The organism is Colwellia sp. MB3u-55, assembly GCF_014076785.1.
Classification (GTDB): Bacteria; Pseudomonadota; Gammaproteobacteria; order Enterobacterales; family Alteromonadaceae; genus Colwellia_A.
In genome coordinates this window covers 127,645-149,576 of the sequence record NZ_JACGUS010000119.1, presented here as the reverse complement: position 1 = coordinate 149,576, position 21,932 = coordinate 127,645, and the positions used below count along the sequence as shown (strand labels likewise).

The following is a 21,932-nucleotide window of genomic DNA, read 5'->3' as shown; positions in this document are numbered from 1 at the left end:
AAAAGTAAAAGGCTTAATACAATGACAAAAAAATTTATATCCTTCGCCGTAATAAGCTTATTACTGATAGTCATACCCAGTAAAAGTTTTGCTGAGCAATCGGCAAAGCGCATCGTTGCCTTAGCACCACATATTGTTGAAATGTTATTTGATATTGGTGCTGGCGATAAAATAGTCGGTGCGGTTGCCTATTCCGATTATCCTAAAGCGGCGCTAGATATTCCACGTGTTGGCAGCTATCACGGCATGCAAATAGAAAAATTACTGGCATTGAATCCTGATTTAGTTATTGTTTGGAAGTCAGGCAACTCGCAAAGTGACATTGATAAAATGAAACGTTTAGGACTAAAAATTGTTTTTAGTAATCCGCTAGATATTGCTGATGTTGCCACTGAATTACGTTATTTTGGCGGTTTAACTGGGCATCAACAGCAAGCAGAAAGTGTCGCGTTAGCTTATGAACAACGTTTAAAAAAATTACGGCTCGATAATAAAACTAAGCAAGCTATCCCCGTTTTTTATCAACTGTGGTCAGAGCCAATGATGACCATTAATGGCACAACCTGGATAAATCAATTAATTGAAGTGTGTCAGGGGGTGAATGTTTTTAAAGACAACCCGACGCCTTACCCAAAGATAAGCACGGAAAACGTTATTGTAGCCCAGCCGCACTTAATGATTTTACCGGATGAAAATTCAGATAAACCACAACCCATTATTGACTGGCAAAAATGGCCAGAAATACCCGCGGTGAAAAACAATAAGTTTATTCACGTTGATGCAGATTTATTGCATAGATTCAGTACCCGAATGTTAAGTGGTGTTGCAGATATGTGTGAAAAAATTGATCAGCAAAGATAGTGGTTCAATTTACTGAGCTGATTAATAATTTATCTATCAGCTCAGTAAATTAAAGGCTAAGCCAATGATAATTTTGCGCAGCCCCAGCAATGGTAATTACCACGGAAAGTCATGCTTATTACTGACCTTAATTTAAGTCCACTATGCTGTCATTACACGACCAGGTCTGATGAATTACACTTTTCATAATACATCGAGCTACTGAGTAATATCACCGCGGGTTATTCATCTTAAATGTCACAGTAATACAACAAAAAATACCTGCTGAGTTTAGCTACTGCATTAGTGCTGTAGACGTGATTTTTATGACTGTATTATAAGGTTCAACAGGTTATTGGCAGGCTAACAGCAAGAGACACTTGATATAACGTTAAATAAGGTCGTTCTCGTAGTAGTGGGTGAATGCAATTAAATCCGTTAATATTGCGCGTTAACCCACACTTAATATAGCACAGAGTAAAAATACAAAAAGGGCACATAAATATGTGCCCTAAATCAAATTACTTCTTAATGTCTTACCTTTAAGCGAATCTTATTCAATAAAGGCAATGGCAGATGGGTTTAATTCTGTTGCAAGTCTTGGAAATGCTTTAAGGTTAGTTTCAGTATTTATAACATCAACGCCTGGCTTCTCTGGATTGCTTACGCTAAGCCAAAGAAAGTTTGCAGTATCTAAAGCAATATAGCTAATTTGTTCAGTACCCGTAGCGGCTATCTTTTCATTAGCAATAACACCCGTTGTTGGGTTGAAGGTATATACTGTTGAAAGTTCATAATAACTTGGCGTAAAAAATGTTTCACTGGCAACAAAATAGCCTTTTGTTTCGGATACAACTACGCTTGAACCAATAAAAGCACCGGTATTATTTTCAATATCTGCAGCAGACAAAACACTACTCAAGTTATAATCACTTGTCGCTATCGCTTCGATGCGACTAGAGGTTAAATCAGCACTGCTATATGAGTTACGTGTTGTGACATAAACTGTATCTCCTTGACTCACTATACTATGATTCAGTGGGTTTAAGCCTTGAAGCGGAATACCTTTAAGATTATCATTTGCATCAGCATTTGTTTCAATCTCTTGGTCTGTCGCGGTATCAAAAACGGCTACATAAGCTTTGTTTGGTGAAAAAGAGTCAGATAAACGTTGCATAGCAATGAACAGCTTACCATCAGCAATTGTTGCTGAGGCAGGGTTTGGTGTGCCATTACTATTGTTATCAGCGATGTAGCTAGATAGATCTAATTGACCCAATTTGAAATCTTCAAATTGTGTTGCCTGAGGATTAACAATCCAAACTTTGTCTGAACCGTAACGTAAAAGATAAGCTTTGCTTTCATTGACTGACACTAAGTCATAGGGATTACGAGTATTTGAATCACCGGTATCTTGGGTTGTATATGACCAAACTTCTGTATCAAGGGCATCAGCATTATATTTTGAGATAGAATCAATGTTATAACGGCCAATGTGAAAAACGTCTTTATTATAGCTACGAACAGTATAGTCAGAGGCATCTTTAATATAATAGCCTTTAGTGACTTGCTCTGTAATTGGGTCTAAGGTCACAACTTCAGAGCCTGAAAAATCAGGTGCAACTGTTTGAACAACCGCGAATGATGGTGTGTCTTTCACATCACCGACACTCACTTGAATAGCCAATTCACCCGTTAAGTTCTTTTTACTGTCATCCGTTGCAACAATTGTGACGGCAAAAGGACCGACTTCACCGTTGTCAAAATCAGGAGCATCTATAAAGCTTAATTCACCACTTTGTGTGATGCTAAATAAAGCACCTGAATCATCTGTAAGTGAAAGTACTATAGCGTCTCCATCGGCATCAGTAGCACTATAGGTGCCAACAGACGTTGTGTTTTCTTCTATCGTTGGGCTACTTGCGCCAGTAACTATGGGTGCGACATTACTTTTTGAACTTCCGCCACAGCCAGCAAGAGCAACTGTGCCGAGTACTAAACTTAATGGTAATATGTGTTTTTTAAAGCGAGTTAACATTTAAAATCCTTTAATTGTGTATTTTATTTTTAAGCTGCGACCTTGCGATGTTCTATTCGCAAGATCTTGGTATTTATCGTTAAATAAATTATTGGCGGCAAAAGATATTCTATGTTTGCCTTTTTTCCAGTTGACTGAAAAATCTGATACGGTGCGATTGGCTGGATTACCATTACCTACATGACCGTTATTATTTTCAATTCTGTTAATGAGATTGAAGTACAAGTCTTTATCTTTACTTACTTTAAATGACATGTTCCATGCAGAATTCACCTTGTATTTCAACGCTATGCTGTACTGCTGATGATATATACCAGGTAGTTTCTTATTATTAAATGCGACAAATTTTGATGTGGTTTCACTGTCTATAATATTGGCTTGTAGCGCGAAGGATAATTGCGTTAACAATTGATAATTTGTTTGAATTTCAATGCCTAACAAGTCTGCATTGCTGACATTTCTATAGCTACCGACATTACTTGAGTTAAAAATGGCGACAATTGAATTTTCTAATTTTTGTTGGTAAATAGATGAAGATACAGACAGACTTTTGTAAAGGTACTGTCCACCTATTGAGAGTGTTTTTGCTTCTTCTGGCAATAAATTATCATTACCCTTAAAGGAGCCTCTATCACCAAATAATTCGTACAATGTCGGCGTTCTCACACCATTACTTAAGTTACTAGTAACTTTTAAATTACCTTGCTTAAAGCTTAACCCGACTTCAGTTGTCTGATAATTATCATTGGCTACAAACTTAGCTGCACTGGATTGATTAATCGCTATGTTTGAGTTTTTCTCTTGTAGGTTACTCAACAATGCATACGCTTCTATAGGGAGTGCCTCGGGTTGCCACTCAATGCGAGAGCCTATGTTGAGTTGTTCTTGTTTTGCTGAAATATCACATGACGCTATACCATTACATTGTGTTGGTTTTCCGTTGTGTTCGCTAACAGAGCTGAAATTCTGTTTATTAAAACTGACAAATGGCACTAGATTAAACTCGTTCCATGTAAGGTAAGGTTTAAAGCCGATATGTTTTTTTGTTGTTTCATAATCATTAATATCAAGTTTTATCGAGTCGGGACTTGAAATATAACGCTCATCTTTATTTTCAGCGTAGGCTTCAAATTCAATCGAATTTAACCAAGGTGATTTGCTTAACCATTGATGTTGATAGCTATAGCGTAAGTTGTCAGAGTTTAACGTTGAATTGTTTTCAGGGGAGTTGTTTTGGTAATTCGGCAGTGCTTTTTCTTGATCGTTATATTGTACATTGACTCTGATCTGATGTTGATTAAATTGGAATATGTCGTTTATAAAAAAAGACTTTTTTGTAAATTCATTATTTCTTAATGCTTGTCTATCAGACGTATCACTACGACTAAAGCCCGCTGGAACTATAAAATCGTAATCGTTGTCACTGTTAATATAATGACCACCAAAAGACAAGCTATGAGTTTTAAATGCTTTATTATAAAGCGCATTAACTTCTTGATAGCCAAATGAGCCTGTGGCCAAGGTTAATTTACTCGAGTCTTCGGTGGGGTTGTAAGTGTTAATGCGAATAACACCACCTATAGGGGTAGCGCCGGTACCAATCGCTTGATTTTTACTGATTTCAATACTTTCAATTTGTTCAGTGGGTATCTGGTTTAAATCAAAACCACCAAACTGGCTATCGTTAATAAGTTGACCATCAATATAAAGTTGTACCTGTTTACTACTCGACCCTCTAATTGAAACAGAGACAGGATTACCAATGCCACTTATTTGGCGAATTTGAATGCCATTTATCGACTGTAAAATATCGGCGAGAGTTTGCGATGAGTATATAAAGCTTTCGCGATGTAATACTTGATAATTGGGTGTATTAAATGACTGGTCATTAACAATTTCAATGACTTCTATATCATCAGTTGACACGTCTTCTACTTGCGCAAATACAGGCATCGCTATGAGTAAAAGAACAAAGATACTTCGTAAATAAGAAAAAATAATAACCTCAAAAAATTTTGAGGGAGGTACGGAAGGATCGTGACAACTAGCCATTGCTAATGTCATTAAATTCCGTAGCGCCCACCGCACTGCAAGTCATTCGATATTATTTAGGCCGGTCTCCGGGCTTAACTTTACATCGCGTAAAGTATTACCGTTGCGGGGGCAGCGTCAGAATTATGCATAGCATGTACTAACTTCCCGATTATCTCTAATTCATACCTTGTTAAAGTATAAATATTGAGCACCTAATCAATTATGGTCGTTATTTTGAGACTATTAATATAGCTTGTCAACAGTTAGAGCATTAAATCTATAGTTCATGGCTAGTTAGCTTTAATCGTTCGACGTGTTTAAAGCAACGTCATTTACGCTTTATTTTGATCTGGCCCTTTGAGTTAAGAGGTAAACCATGACCTATCATCAGAAAAACTTTGTTGCCAGACTATTTTATCTGATGGTATTAACGATGATCTGGTGAGGCATTCTTTGACGTTACTGACACTTTAGTGACGGCAATTTATTCTTTTTAATTAATCTCGAGTCGTTCAATAACAGCCAATAAAACCTAAGCTCTACGGTAGGCATTTATTGTCTGCTAATTTCACCTAGGCTGTTTAATGGTGAGTTTGGCTAGTCATTATCAGCGACAATAGTCATTATTATTTATTCGCTATATCTACTGATTTTAAGGTTAATTTTTCAATAATATTAGCTAGCTGATTTTTTTCTTCAGCACTTAATACCGATAATAGCTCTTGCTCACGAGCTAGCACCATAGGTATTAACTGTTGATATATAGCCAAACCTTGCGTGGTTAGTTTTAATAGCGAAGAGCGTTTATCGGATTTATCTGTGTTTTTAACCAATAACCCTTGAGTTTGCATGCTTGTTATTGCACGACTCGCCGGCATTTTTTCTAAGTTAGTTTGTTCGCCTATTTGCTTTGCAGATAATAACTCTCCGTTGCCCAAGCTGGCTAGCACTCGCCATTCTTGACGAGAAAGCTGAAATCTTCCTGTGTAAATGTCAGCAATGTTATCACTCACTTTTACTTGTAGTTGCGTTAGCTGATAAGGAAAAAAGTTGCTTAAGTGTAAACTTTTCATTGTTTAGTTATGCTCGGCTATGCTTGTGAAATCATGTTGTTATCCACTCGAAATGATTCGGCATTTAAGTGATGCTTTTTCAATAGTTTATAGAATTCTGTTCGGTTTCGCTGCGCTATTTTTGCGGCTTGTGAAACATTACCTTCAGTGGTTTTTAGTAATGTTGCTAAGTATTCACGCTCGAATTGCTCTCTCGCTTCTTGAAAAGAAGGCAGTTGTGCACTTTCATTACGTAAAGCATTATTAATTAAACTCTCACTAATTAACGGCTCGGTAGATAAAGCGACACATTGCTCAACAACATTTTGTAATTGTCTAATATTACCGGGCCACTCAGCCCTAATTAAAATCTCCATCGCGGCTTGGCTAAAGCCGTTTATTCTATGGCTGGTACTTTCAATCGCTACAGTTAAAAAGTGCTGGGCGAGCAAAGGAATATCTTCACGTCGTTCAGACAGAGCAGGTAAAGTGAGTTCCACAACATTTAAGCGGTAGTAAAGATCTTCACGAAAGCTTTTATCTATGATCGCTTGTTGTAAGTTTTTATGGGTAGCGGCAATAATACGCACATCAACTTTTACTGACTGGGCACTGCCGACTGGGCGCACCTCTTTTTCTTGTAAGGCCCGTAATAATTTAACTTGAAAACTCATCGGCATGTCGCCAACTTCATCAAGAAATAACGTACCACCATGGGTTGATTGGAAAAGCCCTTGATGATTTTTATCTGCGCCGGTAAAAGCACCTTTACAGTGTCCAAATAACTCCGACTCGAGTAATTGTTCAGGTATTGCGGCACAATTAATCGCCGTAAATTTTTTATCATGACGCTTACTTGCTAAATGCACGGCTTTTGCCAGGAGTTCTTTACCTGTACCACTGGGACTATGGATCAATAAACTAAAGTCACTTTGAGCAACTTGATAAGTTTGCTTTAACAACGAAGACATAACGGCACTTCGGCTAATTATTTTCTTGCGCCAAATATCGGCTTTTTTGTCGGTATTATGAGCGCTATTTTGTGGTTGTAAGCGAATGGCTTCTTGCACGGTAGAGAGTAATTCTTGGCTTTCAAAAGGTTTGGTTAAAAAACTAAATACGCCTTGCTTAGTCGCACTAATAGCATCGGGTATCGTGCCGTGTGCGGTCATAATGATAACGGGTAAATTAGGCTGTTGCTGACGGATTTTTTCAAATAATGCCATTCCATCCATACCTTCCATACGTAAATCGCTGATCACTAATTGCGGATGAAATGTTTCTAAAATACCTAAAGCCATTTTAGCACTGTTTGCTGACTCTATTTGATAACCGGCAGCGGATAGGCGAATATCAAGCAATCTTAATAAACTGGGATCGTCATCAACAAGTAGTATTTTTTCACTTTTTTGCTGATCGAATTTTTTGCTATTTGTTGAAACCGTCATCTTTACTGCCCATGCTCATTAATATTATGTTCTATTTTTCTCAGCTGATTTATTTGCTGCTGTAACACTTCTAATTGTTGCTGTTGAAATTGATAGGCTTGCTTAATGAGCTGTCGCGCCTTTTTTTCTTGCGATAGTTCATTAAGTTGTAATATCTGCTGATTGAGTTGTGTTTTTAACATACTAAAAAAGGCAAAGTCACTTTGGCTTAGATTATTTTTACTCAGGGTAATAAACGACAGCTGATTTAATTTACTTTTCGCGGTGAACGGATTGTGAACCGGTGAATGAGGTAGAGCAAAAAACAGTGCTGATTTTAACTGCCATTCAATAGTTTCAGCACTGTTACTTTCATCTTGTTTGATTAAAACGCTCTCGGCTAACGAGACTAATTGATGTTGATGTATTTTATCGGCAATTTGTGCTTTGTTTAACTCGACTAAAGACAAATAATATTTTGTATAATCAGGGGGGACACTCTTAATATGATGGCTTTTATTGTCGGTATTCAGTAACTGACAACCCGTTAATGCGGGCAGTAATAACAGTAAAAAACTAACACTGAGTGTTCTATAAAATGAACATAACATTACACTGATACTCCACTCGTTGTTTTTGTTAGAAAAGCATTAGGCAACGTTATTGTCATCGCAGTGCCACTATTTTTACCTGTACTACTGGTTATGTTAATTGTGCCATTTAAGCGCATCAGTAATTCTTTTACTATGGTTAAACCTAAACCACTACCTTTTATTTTGGCATTTTTTGCCGGTGTTCCTTGATAAAAAGCATCAAATATTTTTTCTTTTTGGCTACTGGCTATTCCGCGACCTTGGTCAATAACGGTTATCGACAACAGACTATTATCAAGTGAACAGTTAATGTTAATAACATTATTTTCGTGCGAGTATTTTATCGCATTGGATAATAGGTTATCTAAAATAACACTTAATTGTTTGGCATTGACCTTGAGTTGTATTGCGTAGTTTTTATAGTCAATGGTTAAGTTTTTCTGTTTAATATCTAAAGTTCTTTGCTGTAATACCTGATCAACTAAAAATGATAAATCAACAATTTCAGTATCTTGCAAACTGGTCGAGTCGAGCACAATATTAAAGTCAAGCAAGTCTTCAATTAAACGTTGCAAGCGGGTAACACTGCTACGGATAATGTTAGATATTTCTTGCTGCTCAGCGTTTAACTCACCGACACTGTTATCGTACAGTAATTCTGTTCCCTCTCTAATGGCGGCAAGTGGCGTTTTTAGTTCATGGGAAATATGACGAATAAAACTCGATTTTTGTAATTCCAGAGCATGTAAGCGCTTGCGCATCACTTCCAAGGCGTCAGCAATTTCTGTCATCTCAGGCGAGCCATGTAAAGTGACCTTTTTTTCAAACTCTCCTAATGCTAAATGATGTATTTTACTGAGTAATTGCTTGAGCGGTTTAGTGATTAAATAGATAAAAATTGCGGCGATAAGTAAAGTAAAGGGAATGATAAGTAAGCTTTTCAGCATATCGTGTCTAACACCGTTGGCTGAATCCTTAACCTGTTCTACTTGTAAAATGAGTAAGTTATTACTTTGTTCGGCTATTATTTTTCGTATCGAAACTAGTTGGGTAAATTGTTCTTGTAACGATGTTAATGACGATTCTTCTAGAGGGTGCCGCGTTAAGTAGCTATGCAGGTACTCAATCGCTTGAGAAAAGCTTATGTTGAGCAAGCGTAAGCTTGGGTTGCTTTTAAAGAGGTTATTACTCGCCATGGTTTTTAAGATAACTTCTTCGTCTTTTAAATAAGCACTCAATAAATCTTGATCTTTTAGAATAATAAATTGCCCAGCACTGCGTTCCATTTTAGCTAAGGTAAAGTTAATTTGACGGTTTGTTTTAACGAGTTCAGCAACATTAAAGATAGCCGATGTACTTTGTTGAGAAAGCTCAGTGACTTGATTTGCGCTATAAATTAACGCTATGACTAGCGGAAACGCAACAAAAGTAAAACCTAAAATGCTTAGTTTTCTAATCGAATACAAATTTATTGCAAAAAGTTCGGACAAGCTAAATTTTTTCATAGATATCACAAGTATTGATCAGGAGTGTATTTTAGTTTTATTAAGATAAAAAACAAGCATGTCGCTTATTTGAGACAGTACTTTAGATGATACTAGAATGTTTTTTGTTATTACTTTTATAAGTTAGTCACTGTTTTACATCGGTTATTTTCTGAATTATTAACGATTTTGTTTTTTAACTTTTTTTCTGGCTGTTTTATCTGTTGCTTAATGGCGACACTTTAGGCAGCTTAGTTATTTTGGCTTTATCATTAATTTAATTAAATCAGTGCTTTATGTTTTTGGTTCGATTCCTGCACTATCGTTGATGATATTATTACAATCATTAAAATAACCCGATGAACTCTATAAATAAAGGAATTAAAATGAATTCTATTAGCTTAACAAAAGTGACTCTACTTGTTGGTACTTGTGCCTTAGCTTCGTATTTTGTCAACGCAGGAGATAAAGTTGCAAGCCTGGATATTCCTATTGCTGAACAAGCAGGAATTAAACCTGTGGCAACTAAAATGTTGTCGGTAGACAATGTAGCAAAAAGTACACCGGCCATACTGACTCAGTTTGATGAAGATAAAAATGGTTTGCTTAATGAAGCAGAAGTTATTGCGAGCAAAGATGAAAAATTAGTTAAGCATTTTAAAGACATCGATAAAAATTCCGACACTGAAATCAGTGCCAGCGAGCTAAAAACCTACCTTGTGGCTCTAAAAGTCAACAATTAATGGTTGAGAAATAAGCCGCGCCTCTCTAGGATTATAGTCGCAAATTTCCAACTGTTAACAATAAACAGTTGGACTTTTTTATTAGTTAATACGCAGTCGAAAAATATTATGAGCAATAAACCTACTGACGGTGTCCCTATAAAGTCAATGCCTCGATTTGTGCAAGTTGATGATTGGATTTTTGAAGTAAAAACGGTACGAGCTATACGTGTTGATGAATATGGTAAACCCTACACGGCGATCGCTAATTTAACAGTAAATGGAGATAACGCTTACATAGATGGTTTGTTAACACGAGAGAATGAAAAATTTAATCGAAAAGATTACGCAGCTTTTCATCAATTTTGTCAGCAAATGAAAGTTAAACAAGCTCATTTCGACCGCTTTAAAAATAACAAACTCAGTGCTGAACGTGCTGATATTAAACCGATTAAATTTGAAGCTAAAGTTGAAGCTAAAGTTGAAGCGGTTAAGCAGACAACAATACTTAAACTGGTTCGTTAACCTAATCTGCAGGTTTGCGCTATCTTTCGAATCAAAAGCCGCTAAAATACCAATAATTCTTAATCCCCAGATAAAATGAATGCCTATTTATGTCATTAAGTACTGCTCGTCTCGACCGTTTCATTAGTCAACATTGCAACGTTAGTCGCAGAGCTGTGCGCTTAATGTTAGCGAAAAAGCGTATAGCGGTAGATACTATTATTGCAGATGATATTGGCCAACGAATTGATAAGTTTTCAAAAATAACTCTAGATGGTCACATTTTACAAGATAATCGTGCGCTCTATATAATGCTTAATAAACCTATTGGTGTAGTCAGTGCAACGATAGATAAACAACACAAAACAGTCATAGACCTACTTGTCGAGCAAAACTTATTTAGTAACAGTGGTAACGAAGAAAAAGACAACTTACATATTGTTGGTCGACTCGATTTAAATACTTCCGGGTTACTGTTACTGACCAACGACAGTCGTTGGTCAGAACGACTTATGTCCCCAGAGCATAAAGTAGAAAAGTGCTATCAAGTCACTTTACAAAACCCGTTAACAGATGACTATCAGTCAGCTTTTGCACAAGGGATGTATTTTGAATTTGAAAATATCACTACTAAGCCAGCAAAATTAACAATTATGAGTAATACTGCTGCCCAACAGACTAATCAATATATTGCTGAAGTTAAATTAACTGAAGGGCGTTATCACCAAATTAAGCGGATGTTTGGTCGGTTTCGTAATCCCGTTATAGGCTTGCATCGACAAGCCATCGGAAACTTATTCTTGGATGAAAATCTACCTATAGGTCAAAGTCGATTTCTAACGGATGATGAAGTACTTGGTATTTTTACAACGACTGTGACTAACTGATAAGAATAGATTAATCTAACTCATCTGCATCACTAATACGCTCTAATCGTTCCTGTTCTTCAGCAAATGCTGCTTTTATTTCTTCTAATATTGTATCAACATCAGCCGATTTTGTGTTTTCCTTAAATAGGCCTGTTAACTCGGTTTCTGGTGTTAATTCTGCTTTTTCATATAAGGCCCACATTTCTTGAGCATATTTACTTTTTGCTAATTCTGGGGCAAATTGAGCATAATAATCAGTAATATTTTCAACATCGCGCAGTAACATGCTTTTGGCATTATTGTTGGCTGAGGCATCTACTGCCTGTGGTAAGTCAATAATAACAGGACCATATTCGTCAACTAGGACATTAAATTCTGATAAATCACCATGAATGATACCCTCGCAAAGCATGATCTTTACATAATTCATCATGATAAGGTGGTCTTCAATGGCGTGTTCACGTGGCAATATTATGTCATTTAAGCGCGGCGCAACATCGCCTTCACCGTCGGTGATCAGTTCCATTAACAACACACTTTCAAAACAACCAAATGGCTGAGGCACTCGAACACCAGCAGCAGCTAACGTATAAAGGGCTTCAACTTCGGCATTCTGCCAAGCATCTTCTTGTTGTTTTCTGCCATACTTTGAGCCTTTTTCCATCGCGCGTGCGCGACGGCTATTACGGCTTTTTCGCCCTTCTTGGTATTGAGCGGCTTTTTTGAAACTGCGTTTATTGGCTTCTTTATATACTTTGGCGCAGCGAATATCATCGCCACAACGTACCATATATACAGTTGCTTCTTTGCCACTCATTAATTGACTGATTACTTCGTCAACCAGTCCATCGTCAACCAGGGGTTGTAGTCTTTTAGGTATTTTCATTATTTAATTAAATCGGCTTTGAAGTTATTCTTCGTCAAGTTCGTCGAAGTCTTCGTCATCACCAAGCGGTTTTACTGAACGGAAACCTTCTTTTACGACGATCTCTACATAGAATGAAGTTAAGCCAAGCTTTTCAGCTTCGTCGATATGTTTATTGAGTGCAGATAAATGTACAACTTCTGCGTCTGCTTCGGTGATACCGTATTTAGAGTCAAAATCCCAAAAATCAACGCCAGCAGGCAGCTTTTTGTTTCTTTCTCTTTTTATGTATTTTTTCACATCATGTTTTACACCTTCAAATAAGCGAGCAACTTTAATTTTTGGGTGAGTGATGTTGAATGTTTTTTTCATGACGTTCCTAAATGATATTGTTAAGAGAATTTGTTACATTTGATTTGCATTTTACGTTAATTTTTCCTTGGGTGCGACAGTTAGTATTTGCTAATGTGAACTTGGTTATATTTTTCGATGTTTTATTCAATTTTTTATAAGGTTTTTCTGTTATGTCATCCGTTATTAAACGTTTCTCCCAGTTAGTTTTTGCTTCGTTAACAACATTGCCCTTAGTCGTGAATGCTACGGGTGATAACAATTTTACACAATGTATCAATAATTTGCAGGTTAAGGCCGAATCTGCTGGTTATTCAGGTTATATTGTTAATGACATTATTCCAGCGCTTGCGCCGATCAAACGCGTGATTGAACTCGATCAACACCAACCTGAATTTAGTCAAAGCTTTGCTGATTATTTAAAATTACGCTTAACTAATTATCATATCCAAACCGGTAGAAAGAAATTAGCGGAGCATAAAGAGCTGTTTGATAAATTGTCTAAAAAATACGGCATTCCTGCACAGTACTTGGTGTCTTTTTGGGGCTTAGAAACTAACTTTGGTAGAAACAAAGGAAAAATGTCGGTGTTAAACTCTTTAGCCACATTGGCCTGTGATGAGCGACGGAGTGAATACTTTACCGCTGAATTATTTGATCTGTTTCATTTGATCGATAATAAAACGGTCACCACCAAGCAACTCGCTGGTTCTTGGGCTGGAGCCATGGGGCATATGCAGTTTATGCCCTCAGCATTGAGAAAGTATGCATTAGACGGCGATGATGACGGTAAAGTAGATGTTTGGCAAAGTGAAGCCGATGCGTTAACGAGTGCGGCTAATTACTTAAATAACATTGGCTGGTTAGAAAAAGAGCGTTGGGGTCGTCAAGTACAGCTGCCAAAAAACTTTGCTTTTCAACAAGTCGAGTTTGATCAGTTCTATCCCTTAGCAACCTTTAAAGCTTTAGGCGTAACACGTGCTAATGGTACTGCTTTATCTGATTATAAAATAGATGCTGAATTAGTCTTACCTGCTGGCGCTGGTGGACCTGCATTTTTAGTTTACCCTAATTTTAACGTTATTATGAAGTGGAATTTGTCTGAGAATTATGCGCTTTCTGTTGGCTTGTTAGCTAACCGTATTCAAGGGGCTAGCGGCTTAAAGGTCAGTGCTCATGATAAGGAGGTATTATACAAGCCTGCTGAACTACAAGCCCTTCAGGAAAAGCTTAATATGTTAGGTTTTGACGTTGGAAAACCTGATGGTATTTGGGGACCAAAAAGTCGTAAAGCTATTCGTTTATATCAATTACAACATGATTTAATCGCCGACGGTTTCCCCAATAGTGCGGTATTAATAAAAGCAGGTATTCAAGGATAACTCTTTTTATCTCTTAGATAAGATATTTATAGTTATATAATTGAGTGAGTACTTTCTGGTTAAGTCCTATAAAGATGCTTATATGCGCCAATTGAAAAGATGGCGCCGAAGAAAAGGGAAGTGTTAAGTAGGTTGATATTACTGAGTCTGTCTATGCTCAGTAATGTCTTTAACATAATTTTTCTTTTGTCGTTTAAATGAATAAAACCGACAATATGCCGGTTTTATTTTTATTGAGTTAATTTATAGCTTAATAAGGTTGATTACTTTAATAGGGTATTCACTAACCAAGCTGAAATATCGCTAAGTTGTTCCGGTAATACGCTGTGAGGCATACGATAAGATTGCCATTTTGTATTATATCCAGCATCAATTAATAGTTGATTGGCCAGTTTTCCCGAGCTCATTGGTACTACGTCATCTTGCTCACCATGGTTTTGCAAAATAGGCGTTTGCTTATTGGCGATGTGACAGTTGTCGGGCAATTTATCTGCGGTTGGTAGGTAACATGACAAAGCCATAATGCCCGCTAAGGCTCTTGGGTACCTAAGACCGGTAAATAAGCTAATAACGCCACCTTGACTAAAACCTGCTAGTACTATTTTATTGGCAGCAATACCTGAATCTATCTGCTGCTGAATAAGCGCATGAATGGCTTGTTCCGATTCTAGTACGCCAGCCATATCAGCTCGATTATGCAAGTCCATACTTTTTATATCGTACCAAGAACGCATCACATAGCCTTGGTTAATTGTTACCGCTTGCTCAGGAGCATGCGGAAAAATAAAACGAATACCATGATTTTTTGGTAAATTTAATACCGGAACAATCGGCGCAAAGCCATCGCCTGAATCGCCAAGTCCATGTAGCCAAATAACACATGATGTGGCTGTTGATTTTGGTTCTACCGTAACGCGCGCTAAGGGTTTTATTGACATCTATTTTACTTATCTTAATAAATTGAAATTTACTCTATGATAACAGCTTGAGTTAATATTAAAAATCTATATAAAAGAGTAAATATACCAAAAATTGAAGACCTATTCACAGTAGGATTTATTTTTTGATGGTGTCACGTTTTAGCTTGTTCCATAAATGCCACATCTTAATTTTTACTTTGTGTCGTTTTCGACACAGTTAAATGCTAAAACAATCACTCTAACTTTTTTATTGTTAAATAACAGTTTCTTACATCTTATTTGAAGTTGGCATGTCCCTTGTATTACCTTACTTAATTATTACTTACTAAAATGAAGTCATTCGAGTATGGATATCCAACGAGAAAAAAAAATAATACCTTTGTGGCGTAAGTACTGGTATGTACCCGTTGTACTGATGTTAGCTTTTGCAACGTATAAATTAAAAAGTGTGATGGGCGATGCTTCTTTTATTGTTAAACAAAATGAATTAGTGACCGCTGTTGTTGAACAAGGTCGTTTTCAAGTGAATGTTCGCGCAACAGGGGTTTTAAAGCCTGTCTATATTCGTTGGGTTTCAGCACAAGTTTCTGGTCGTGTTGAACAAGCCTTTGTTAAAGCAGGCGCTCATGTCATTAAAGGGCAGATGCTGATGCAACTTTCTAACCCTGAATTACACCGTGAATTAGAAAAAGCCCGTTGGGAATTCGAGGCAAAAAAAGCAGAAAATTATGCTGCTTATATTGCGCTTGAATCTCAATTGCTTGACTTAGAAAATTCAGTCGTTGAAGCTGACTATAGTTACCAAATCAGCAAGTTAAAACTTGATGCTGAAACACAATTAATCGCGCAAAAAAATGCCACCGTATTAGCGCTTGATTATCAGCATAGCCAACTGACCGTTAAGCAACAAAATCAATACTGGCTATCACAAAAGCAAAAAGTTGAAAAAATGAAAGCGAGTTTACTTGCCTCTAAAACTGCTCAACAAGCACGATCGGGCTTAGTTGAAAATAACTATCAGCGTATTAAAGATCAAGTCGGTGGTAGTGTCGCTTTGATTGCGGATCAACGTTCGTTGTTTGCTGAGCTTCAAGTGCAAGAAAATAAAGTGAGTGATATTGCATTAGGTCAAGCCGTTATTGTTGATACGAGAAGTAATAAAATTTTTGGTAAAGTTATTCGCATTGACCCTGCAGTAAATACTGGCATGGTTCAAATTGATGTGCAGCTAAATAGTGAATTACCCAATGATGCCCGACCTGATTTAACGGTAGATGGCTTAATTGAGGTAAGTGATATTGCGGATACACTCTATGTTAAACGTCCGGTATTTGCCCCTCGTTATAGTGATGCAGGTTTATATAAATTGATTAATGATAAAAAATTTGCTCAAAAAAAAAAGGTGAAGTTAGGGCAGAGTTCAGTCAACCAAATCCAAATACTTTCTGGTTTAGCCGTTGGAGATGAAATTATTATTTCCGATACAACGAGTTGGCAAGAGCATCAAGAAGTGATGATTAACTAATAATAATTATTTATGAAGATAAGAGTAACAGACAAATTAAAGGAAATAAAAATGAGCACATTAATCGAATTGAAAGAAATCAGTAAAAGGTTTTTGACTGAAGAAATCGAAACATGCGCTATTGATACTGTTAATTTAACGATTAAAAAGGGTGAGTATATTTCATTAAGTGGACAGTCTGGCTGTGGTAAATCTACATTATTATCACTTTTAGGTTTACTTGATTCTCCAACCCATGGCACTTATGAACTAGATGGTGTTGATGTTTCATCATTATTAAGAGATCAACGAGCAAAAATTCGCAGTGAACAAATTGGTTTTGTCTTTCAGTCATTTAACTTAATTTCCGATTTGACGGTTTTTGAAAATGTGATGCTACCGTTAACGTATCAAAAAGGTTTATCAAAAAGTGAAATAGAGGGCAAAGTACAGCAGGTATTAGAAAAAGTTGAAATGTCCCACCGAAAAGATCATTTCCCATCACAGCTTTCTGGTGGTCAGCAACAGCGAGTCGCTGTAGCTCGTGCTTTAGTTAACGACCCCGCAAGGCTTTATTAGCCATTGTATTGCGCTCTTTAGTGATTGTCGTATTCTATTTCCAGATAATTCTATTGATTTAGAACAGGTAAATATTTACGCAGATAAAGCTCAGCTTGAGCAAGTCTTTATCAATGTCTTTAAAAACGCCAAAGAAGCCATGCAGAGAATTCGTAGCACAGACAAAATTATTGAAGTGTTTTGTCATGAGGATGATAAATATTTTCACATTCACGTCTGTGATTCAGGTAGCGGGATAGCTAACAAAAATAACTTATTTGTTCCTTTTTATACGACAAAACCACAAGGCAGTGGTATTGGCTTAACGTTATGCAAACAAATATTATTTAACCATGATGGACTTTTATCGTTAAAAAACAGAGAGAATGTCGCCGGGGTTGAAGCTGTCATATCGCTTCCTAAAGGTTGATACGATAAATTATCAGCTACACTCGATATATACCAATATTACCGTTTAGATATTTCCAGCAATGCTTTGGTTAATATTATAGAGTTTCTGCTTATAGAGCTTTTTTTCATCAAGCTCATAGGTCCACTCTAGTGCTTTAACTAACATAGCTTGAGCCATCTCCATTTTTTGTTGCTTTATATAAATACGGTATAGCCCCATATAGGCTTGGTTTAAATAGGGCGCTTTCTTCAATGCTTTTTTAAAGTGTCTTTCTGCTTGTTTAATATCATTGTTTTGTGTTGCGACATAAGCCTGAGTTAACGATTTATAGGGGCTAGGGTCGTCTAGTTCTTCCATCTTACTTTGCAGAAAACTCACTTCTTCCATTCGCTGTTGAGACTTAAGTAGCATAATATAATTACTTAATAGTGCTATGTTTGGTTTTCCTCTATCTATACCTATTTTGTAGATTGCTTCTGCCGTTTTTACATCGCCAGCCCTACGATGAATAACGGCTAATAAATTAATTGTTTCGATATTTTTAGTGTCATATTTATAGGTGGTACTAGCATACATAAAGGATTTCGCTAAATCTTTATCAGCTAAAGCGTCAGCAGCTATATTCTTATAATACATAGCTACAAAGGCATTATAAGAAAACGTTCCTCCTCTACGATTATTTTTATTTGGTAAGTAATCAATGGTTATACCGGAGGGAGAAAAATAGAAAAAGTTATCATCAGCAACAAAAGAGGGATCATAAATTACTGTTTGTACATGCGAAGATGACAAAATAACATCTTCTTTTTTAGAAAAAATCGGTAAGGTATACACATTACGATATGAGAAATCCAACCCCAAAAGCTTAGCATAAGCAGTTGTTAAAATGGCCAAACTCATACAGTTACCTTTATTAAGACGCATTACGGTAGTGGCATTATATGTTTCACCATAATAGGTAAAATTGGCCATGTTCTCGTTAAGTATCTGATAGAGTGCTTGGTGAGGTTCATAGCCCTAGCTACTTTTTTCTCAAAATCTATTTTTACTTTTTTCTGTTGGTCTTGCGTTAGGTAAAACAGCTCTTGCTCATTTAATGGCGCTATTTTTGTTTGTTCAAATAAATTGTAATTAATAGGAATATTGATGTGTTGTTTAATATCAGATTTTGAGCCATCTATAGATGTAGTTGAACAGGCTGAAAAAACAAAAGATAATATCAAAAGTAAAATTATTTTTATGCGATGCATTTGTCATCCTTAACATTCGGGTATATTTATCTCGTCTTGCCACGGGTAACTTAACTACGAAGAGCTTTGTACTTAAGTTGACAGAATAATAACTTATAATAAAGTGTTGTTGAAAACTAATCATGACACGTCACTTTTAACGTTCAGTTTAACTACACGCTATGCTTTATCGATGCTAATTATAAGTTGGGTGGTGTAGATGCATAAAGATTAAAGTTGGCTAGCGTTTTTTTTCGCAGATTAAATCAACAAAACACTCCTCATTTGCTATAATCGATACACTTAATTGCAATACCCAATAAAAACGTGGATTTTTCACGCTTTTTTTATATTATTTCTAATCTATGCTTAACCGTATTATTAGTGATAATTCCTTATACGGAGTTTATATAGTTTCATGAGAAAGTTGTTATCTTCACCTGTTAATATGCCCTTGTCTGATGCTGAAAATCAGGTTTATCAAAATGCCCTTAAATATGTCACGCCATTGAGCCTAAATTTAATGGCGGTTAAAGTGACACATCGTCCAGATGATTTTCTGGGCTGGTGTGGCGAGTTGGCCCGACTATGTCGTGAAGAACTTAATAAGGATCTTTTAGAAGATGAGCAACTTTTACCGCTTAAGAAGCTACAAGATATTCTTGAAGCTGGCTTTACGCTTAGTCAGTTTAAAATGGCTAGAATTGCCCCTTGGCCTATATTTGCCAGTTTTATTGAACAACAAAGCACGATTCATGCTTTAGATGAACGCTTACGTTTATTGAATTATCTTGACGAAATTCGTCAACAACCTTTAGCAGACTTAATTATTGAAGACCGTTTAGCTTTTTCTGGTAAGCACACAACTCAGCATGACTACAGCATTTATAATTTTGATGTTGAATGGTTTGCTGGCACTAAAGGTGCAAAAGTTTTTCATACCTTGCTTGAGCAGTCACCTGAAAAATTTGATACGGCATTAGCGCACATTCCTTTAACTGGAGAAGTAAGTCATGCAAACTACCAAAGCTTTGTGAATGACTTCCAACAAATTTTTAAAGAATATACCCAAACAAAAGCCCAAGGCGAAAAAGCACCTTTAGCGGTAGCTACCCGTCTGTTAGCGATGCGCAGACCGGATCAATTTATTGCATTAAATAACAATAAAATTGATATTCTTTGCCAAGGCTTATCGATTGCTAAATTAAAAAATACAGATTTTTCATCTTACTGGCATGACATGATTGGTACTATGCGTACTTTCGCATGGTGGCATCAAGCAGAACCAGAGATAGTTGAAACAAACAGTGTTGCAAATGAGGGCGAAGAAAGCTCTCAAGATGAAGCTACTGGCAACAAAGAAAATCGTGAACTTAACCTTTGGAAAAATCGTGCGGTATTAATTGATTTGTTTTTATTTGCTGATGCTGACTTAGCACCAAATTCAAACTACATTAAGTTACGTGAAAAAATGCTTAATAAAGCGAAGTCGAAGTCAAAGGCGACGCCTAAAAAACGTAGTAAAGAGTCAGCTGAAATATTAGTGGACAAAGCGCTTACCTCAGAAGATCTTCCTGCGTACTTACAGGGCAAACGTGACTCAATTATTATTCAGGTTAAAAATGGTAAAAGTGTTGAACAAGCTATCGGTTTAATGCGCGCAATTTTTGGCTAATTAATCGCTATTTTCATGCTCAATTGATTGGAATCGACTTAGGTCCATTCAAATTTGCAGCTAACTAATTTAGGGCGTATTTTCACGTTAAGTTAAATTACGCCTTTGAGTTTTTATCAACACCGTTAATCTTCACCTTTGACCAAAACTGACGATTCTTTATATTATCAAGAACAAAAGAATGAAGTCTCCTTATTTGAATATGCCTATCACCATCAATTACCCGTATTAATTAAAGTGCCAACAGGTTGTGGTAAAACGCGTTTCATTGCCTATATGGCAGAAAAACTCAATAAGCCCCTTCATACTGCTTCTTGATTAAAGAACTAGGGATAGATCCCCATTTAGCTTTGAAATTAGTTGAACTTGCCCAAGCTTTTGGGTAAAAGAAAAAGTAGCTAGCTAAGTACCGCTATATGTTGATTAATCAGCAAAAATTAAAAGCCAGCTACTGAAAAGTAACGGGCTTTTTATGTTTAGGATGGTCTTTCTCAGACATCCTACTTCCAAGGCATTTTTACATCCTTACATTCCAATAGTCATAGTTTGTTGATACTAAATAACAGGCATAAAAAAGCACGAGGCTGATATAATCAATCTCGTGCTTTATTTAATAGACCTATGGTCTAACCGTTATTTTTTGTAACTAGAAGCAATGTTATCCATGCGTTCATTAGCATTAGCAACAGATTTTTTAACACCTTCTATTGTTTTTGTATTCATTGTTTGCTGACTTTTTACATCGGCAACTTCATCCGTTAAGGCATTAACTTTATTAGTTAGTGAATCAACCTTTTGGTTTAGGCTACTTACACTTGCTTCTAAAGCGTCAGTGTTAGCACAGCCCGTTGCTGTCATGATAAGTGCGGCTAGAGCAATAGTTTTAATTAACATAGTGTTTTCCCTTTTATTATATTTTAAAGATAAGTATGGCATAATATAATAAATTTATAGCACATTATTTATTAATATTTACTTGGCTGATTTTTGAATAACTTCTTCAATTTTATTGGCTAATAAATCAATTTTCACTTCGAGTTGCTTATTATGATCAAGTATTTCTTTATTTTGTCGGCGCAACTCTCTATTTTTAACGTCTGTGTTAGAAAATCCAAAAAAACGATTAATAAACTGCGCGCCAATAAAGCTCATTAATCCAACACCAATATAGAACATACACATAACAACGACCCTGCCACCTGTAGTTACAGGATAGTAATCACCGTAACCTATGGTACTAGAGCTCACTTGTAGCGCCCAGAAAGCATCATTATATGTTTTAATATTGGCCGTTGGTGCTGGTAATTCGAAATGCAGTAACAGTTTCGCTGCACCAGCCATAATCAAATAGAGTGTCAATATTGTTAAGATTAATATATATCGAGATTTATAATTCTTAACACCAAATTCATCGATAGTGTAATGTTTAAGTCTATGGCTCATTATCATAATGTTTATAATTTCATTTTTGCA

At 36.4% G+C, this 21,932-nt stretch carries 23 protein-coding genes and 1 riboswitch; of the genes, 10 read left to right on the top strand and 13 right to left on the bottom strand.

Annotated features, from left to right (window positions below; translation table 11 throughout):
• Nucleotides 1–21 precede the first annotated feature (21 nt).
• A complete protein-coding gene (locus H4J66_RS15375; RefSeq protein WP_182175868.1) occupies nt 22–861 on the top strand; it encodes a cobalamin-binding protein in 840 nt (279 codons plus the stop codon).
• Nucleotides 862–1,393: 532 nt separating this feature from the next.
• On the opposite strand, the gene H4J66_RS15370 is transcribed toward H4J66_RS15375, so the two are convergent.
• From H4J66_RS15370 to H4J66_RS15345, 6 genes are all read right to left on the bottom strand, one after another.
• Nucleotides 1,394–2,878, bottom strand: coding sequence for a cadherin repeat domain-containing protein (locus H4J66_RS15370; RefSeq protein WP_182175867.1), 1,485 nt, complete (start codon nt 2,876–2,878; stop codon nt 1,394–1,396).
• Nucleotides 2,879–4,942 (bottom strand): TonB-dependent receptor, encoded by a 2,064-nt coding sequence (locus tag H4J66_RS15365; protein ID WP_259369144.1) that lies wholly within the window; start codon nt 4,940–4,942, stop codon nt 2,879–2,881.
• Between the two features lie 29 nt (nt 4,943–4,971).
• A riboswitch (cobalamin riboswitch) is annotated at nt 4,972–5,143 on the bottom strand.
• 395 nt (nt 5,144–5,538) lie between these two features.
• Nucleotides 5,539–5,985, bottom strand: a complete 447-nt coding sequence (locus H4J66_RS15360; RefSeq protein WP_182175866.1) for a MarR family winged helix-turn-helix transcriptional regulator — start codon at nt 5,983–5,985, stop codon at nt 5,539–5,541.
• A gap of 17 nt (nt 5,986–6,002) precedes the next feature.
• Nucleotides 6,003–7,412: a sigma 54-interacting transcriptional regulator gene (locus H4J66_RS15355; protein WP_182175865.1), complete on the bottom strand. Its 1,410-nt coding sequence runs from the start codon at nt 7,410–7,412 to the stop codon at nt 6,003–6,005.
• Between the two features lie 2 nt (nt 7,413–7,414).
• A complete protein-coding gene (locus tag H4J66_RS15350; RefSeq protein ID WP_182175864.1) occupies nt 7,415–8,002 on the bottom strand; it encodes a hypothetical protein in 588 nt (195 codons plus the stop codon).
• On the bottom strand, nt 8,002–9,489 hold the full coding sequence (locus tag H4J66_RS15345; RefSeq protein ID WP_182175863.1) for a cell wall metabolism sensor histidine kinase WalK: 1,488 nt from the start codon (nt 9,487–9,489) through the stop codon (nt 8,002–8,004). Before H4J66_RS15345 ends, H4J66_RS15350 begins: the two co-directional genes overlap by 1 nt.
• 365 nt (nt 9,490–9,854) lie before the next feature.
• Here H4J66_RS15345 and H4J66_RS15340 point away from each other — a divergent pair, with 365 nt between their 5' ends.
• From H4J66_RS15340 to H4J66_RS15330, 3 genes are all read left to right on the top strand, one after another.
• Complete coding sequence (locus tag H4J66_RS15340) at nt 9,855–10,211, top strand: hypothetical protein (RefSeq protein WP_182175862.1); 357 nt, start codon at nt 9,855–9,857, stop codon at nt 10,209–10,211.
• 108 nt (nt 10,212–10,319) lie between these two features.
• Nucleotides 10,320–10,715: a hypothetical protein gene (locus tag H4J66_RS15335; protein ID WP_182175861.1), complete on the top strand. Its 396-nt coding sequence runs from the start codon at nt 10,320–10,322 to the stop codon at nt 10,713–10,715.
• An 89-nt stretch (nt 10,716–10,804) separates the two neighbouring features.
• On the top strand, nt 10,805–11,581 hold the full coding sequence (locus H4J66_RS15330; protein WP_182175860.1) for a pseudouridine synthase: 777 nt from the start codon (nt 10,805–10,807) through the stop codon (nt 11,579–11,581).
• Nucleotides 11,582–11,591: 10 nt separating this feature from the next.
• Here H4J66_RS15330 and H4J66_RS15325 read toward each other — a convergent pair whose 3' ends face one another.
• Nucleotides 11,592–12,449, bottom strand: a complete 858-nt coding sequence (locus tag H4J66_RS15325) for a PA4780 family RIO1-like protein kinase (protein WP_182175859.1) — start codon at nt 12,447–12,449, stop codon at nt 11,592–11,594.
• A gap of 24 nt (nt 12,450–12,473) precedes the next feature.
• Nucleotides 12,474–12,800: a DUF6172 family protein gene (locus H4J66_RS15320; RefSeq protein WP_182175858.1), complete on the bottom strand. Its 327-nt coding sequence runs from the start codon at nt 12,798–12,800 to the stop codon at nt 12,474–12,476.
• A gap of 152 nt (nt 12,801–12,952) precedes the next feature.
• Between H4J66_RS15320 and H4J66_RS15315 the strand changes: the two genes are divergently transcribed.
• Nucleotides 12,953–14,161, top strand: coding sequence for a lytic murein transglycosylase (locus H4J66_RS15315; protein WP_182175857.1), 1,209 nt, complete (start codon nt 12,953–12,955; stop codon nt 14,159–14,161).
• Between the two features lie 263 nt (nt 14,162–14,424).
• On the opposite strand, the gene H4J66_RS15310 is transcribed toward H4J66_RS15315, so the two are convergent.
• Nucleotides 14,425–15,099: an alpha/beta hydrolase gene (locus tag H4J66_RS15310; RefSeq protein WP_182175856.1), complete on the bottom strand. Its 675-nt coding sequence runs from the start codon at nt 15,097–15,099 to the stop codon at nt 14,425–14,427.
• 328 nt (nt 15,100–15,427) lie between these two features.
• Here H4J66_RS15310 and H4J66_RS15305 point away from each other — a divergent pair, with 328 nt between their 5' ends.
• Genes H4J66_RS15305 through H4J66_RS15295 form a run of 3 tightly spaced genes read left to right on the top strand, consistent with a single transcriptional unit; the run spans nt 15,428 to nt 17,573 of the window.
• Entirely contained in the window at nt 15,428–16,606 is a 1,179-nt protein-coding gene (locus H4J66_RS15305; protein WP_182175855.1) for an efflux RND transporter periplasmic adaptor subunit, read from the top strand.
• Between the two features lie 51 nt (nt 16,607–16,657).
• A complete protein-coding gene (locus H4J66_RS15300; protein WP_409049365.1) occupies nt 16,658–17,164 on the top strand; it encodes an ABC transporter ATP-binding protein in 507 nt (168 codons plus the stop codon).
• Nucleotides 17,160–17,573, top strand: a complete 414-nt coding sequence (locus H4J66_RS15295; protein WP_182175883.1) for an ATP-binding protein — start codon at nt 17,160–17,162, stop codon at nt 17,571–17,573. Before H4J66_RS15300 ends, H4J66_RS15295 begins: the two co-directional genes overlap by 5 nt.
• Nucleotides 17,574–17,618: 45 nt before the next feature.
• On the opposite strand, the gene H4J66_RS15290 is transcribed toward H4J66_RS15295, so the two are convergent.
• Both H4J66_RS15290 and H4J66_RS15285 read right to left on the bottom strand, forming a co-directional pair.
• Complete coding sequence (locus H4J66_RS15290) at nt 17,619–18,455, bottom strand: lipopolysaccharide assembly protein LapB (protein WP_182175854.1); 837 nt, start codon at nt 18,453–18,455, stop codon at nt 17,619–17,621.
• A gap of 23 nt (nt 18,456–18,478) precedes the next feature.
• Nucleotides 18,479–18,805 (bottom strand): hypothetical protein, encoded by a 327-nt coding sequence (locus tag H4J66_RS15285; protein ID WP_182175853.1) that lies wholly within the window; start codon nt 18,803–18,805, stop codon nt 18,479–18,481.
• 397 nt (nt 18,806–19,202) lie between these two features.
• Here H4J66_RS15285 and H4J66_RS15280 point away from each other — a divergent pair, with 397 nt between their 5' ends.
• On the top strand, nt 19,203–20,459 hold the full coding sequence (locus H4J66_RS15280; RefSeq protein ID WP_182175852.1) for a hypothetical protein: 1,257 nt from the start codon (nt 19,203–19,205) through the stop codon (nt 20,457–20,459).
• Nucleotides 20,460–20,597: 138 nt separating this feature from the next.
• Nucleotides 20,598–20,777 carry a hypothetical protein gene (locus H4J66_RS15275; protein ID WP_220463316.1) on the top strand — a complete coding sequence of 60 codons (180 nt, stop codon included), beginning with the start codon at nt 20,598–20,600 and terminating at the stop codon, nt 20,775–20,777.
• Between the two features lie 315 nt (nt 20,778–21,092).
• Here the strand turns inward: H4J66_RS15275 and H4J66_RS15270 are convergent, their stop codons facing one another.
• Together H4J66_RS15270 and H4J66_RS15265 are read right to left on the bottom strand one after the other, a co-directional pair.
• Entirely contained in the window at nt 21,093–21,353 is a 261-nt protein-coding gene (locus H4J66_RS15270) for an LPP leucine zipper domain-containing protein (protein WP_182175851.1), read from the bottom strand.
• Nucleotides 21,354–21,431: 78 nt separating this feature from the next.
• Nucleotides 21,432–21,902, bottom strand: coding sequence for a potassium channel family protein (locus H4J66_RS15265; RefSeq protein WP_182175850.1), 471 nt, complete (start codon nt 21,900–21,902; stop codon nt 21,432–21,434).
• Nucleotides 21,903–21,932: the final 30 nt, after the last annotated feature.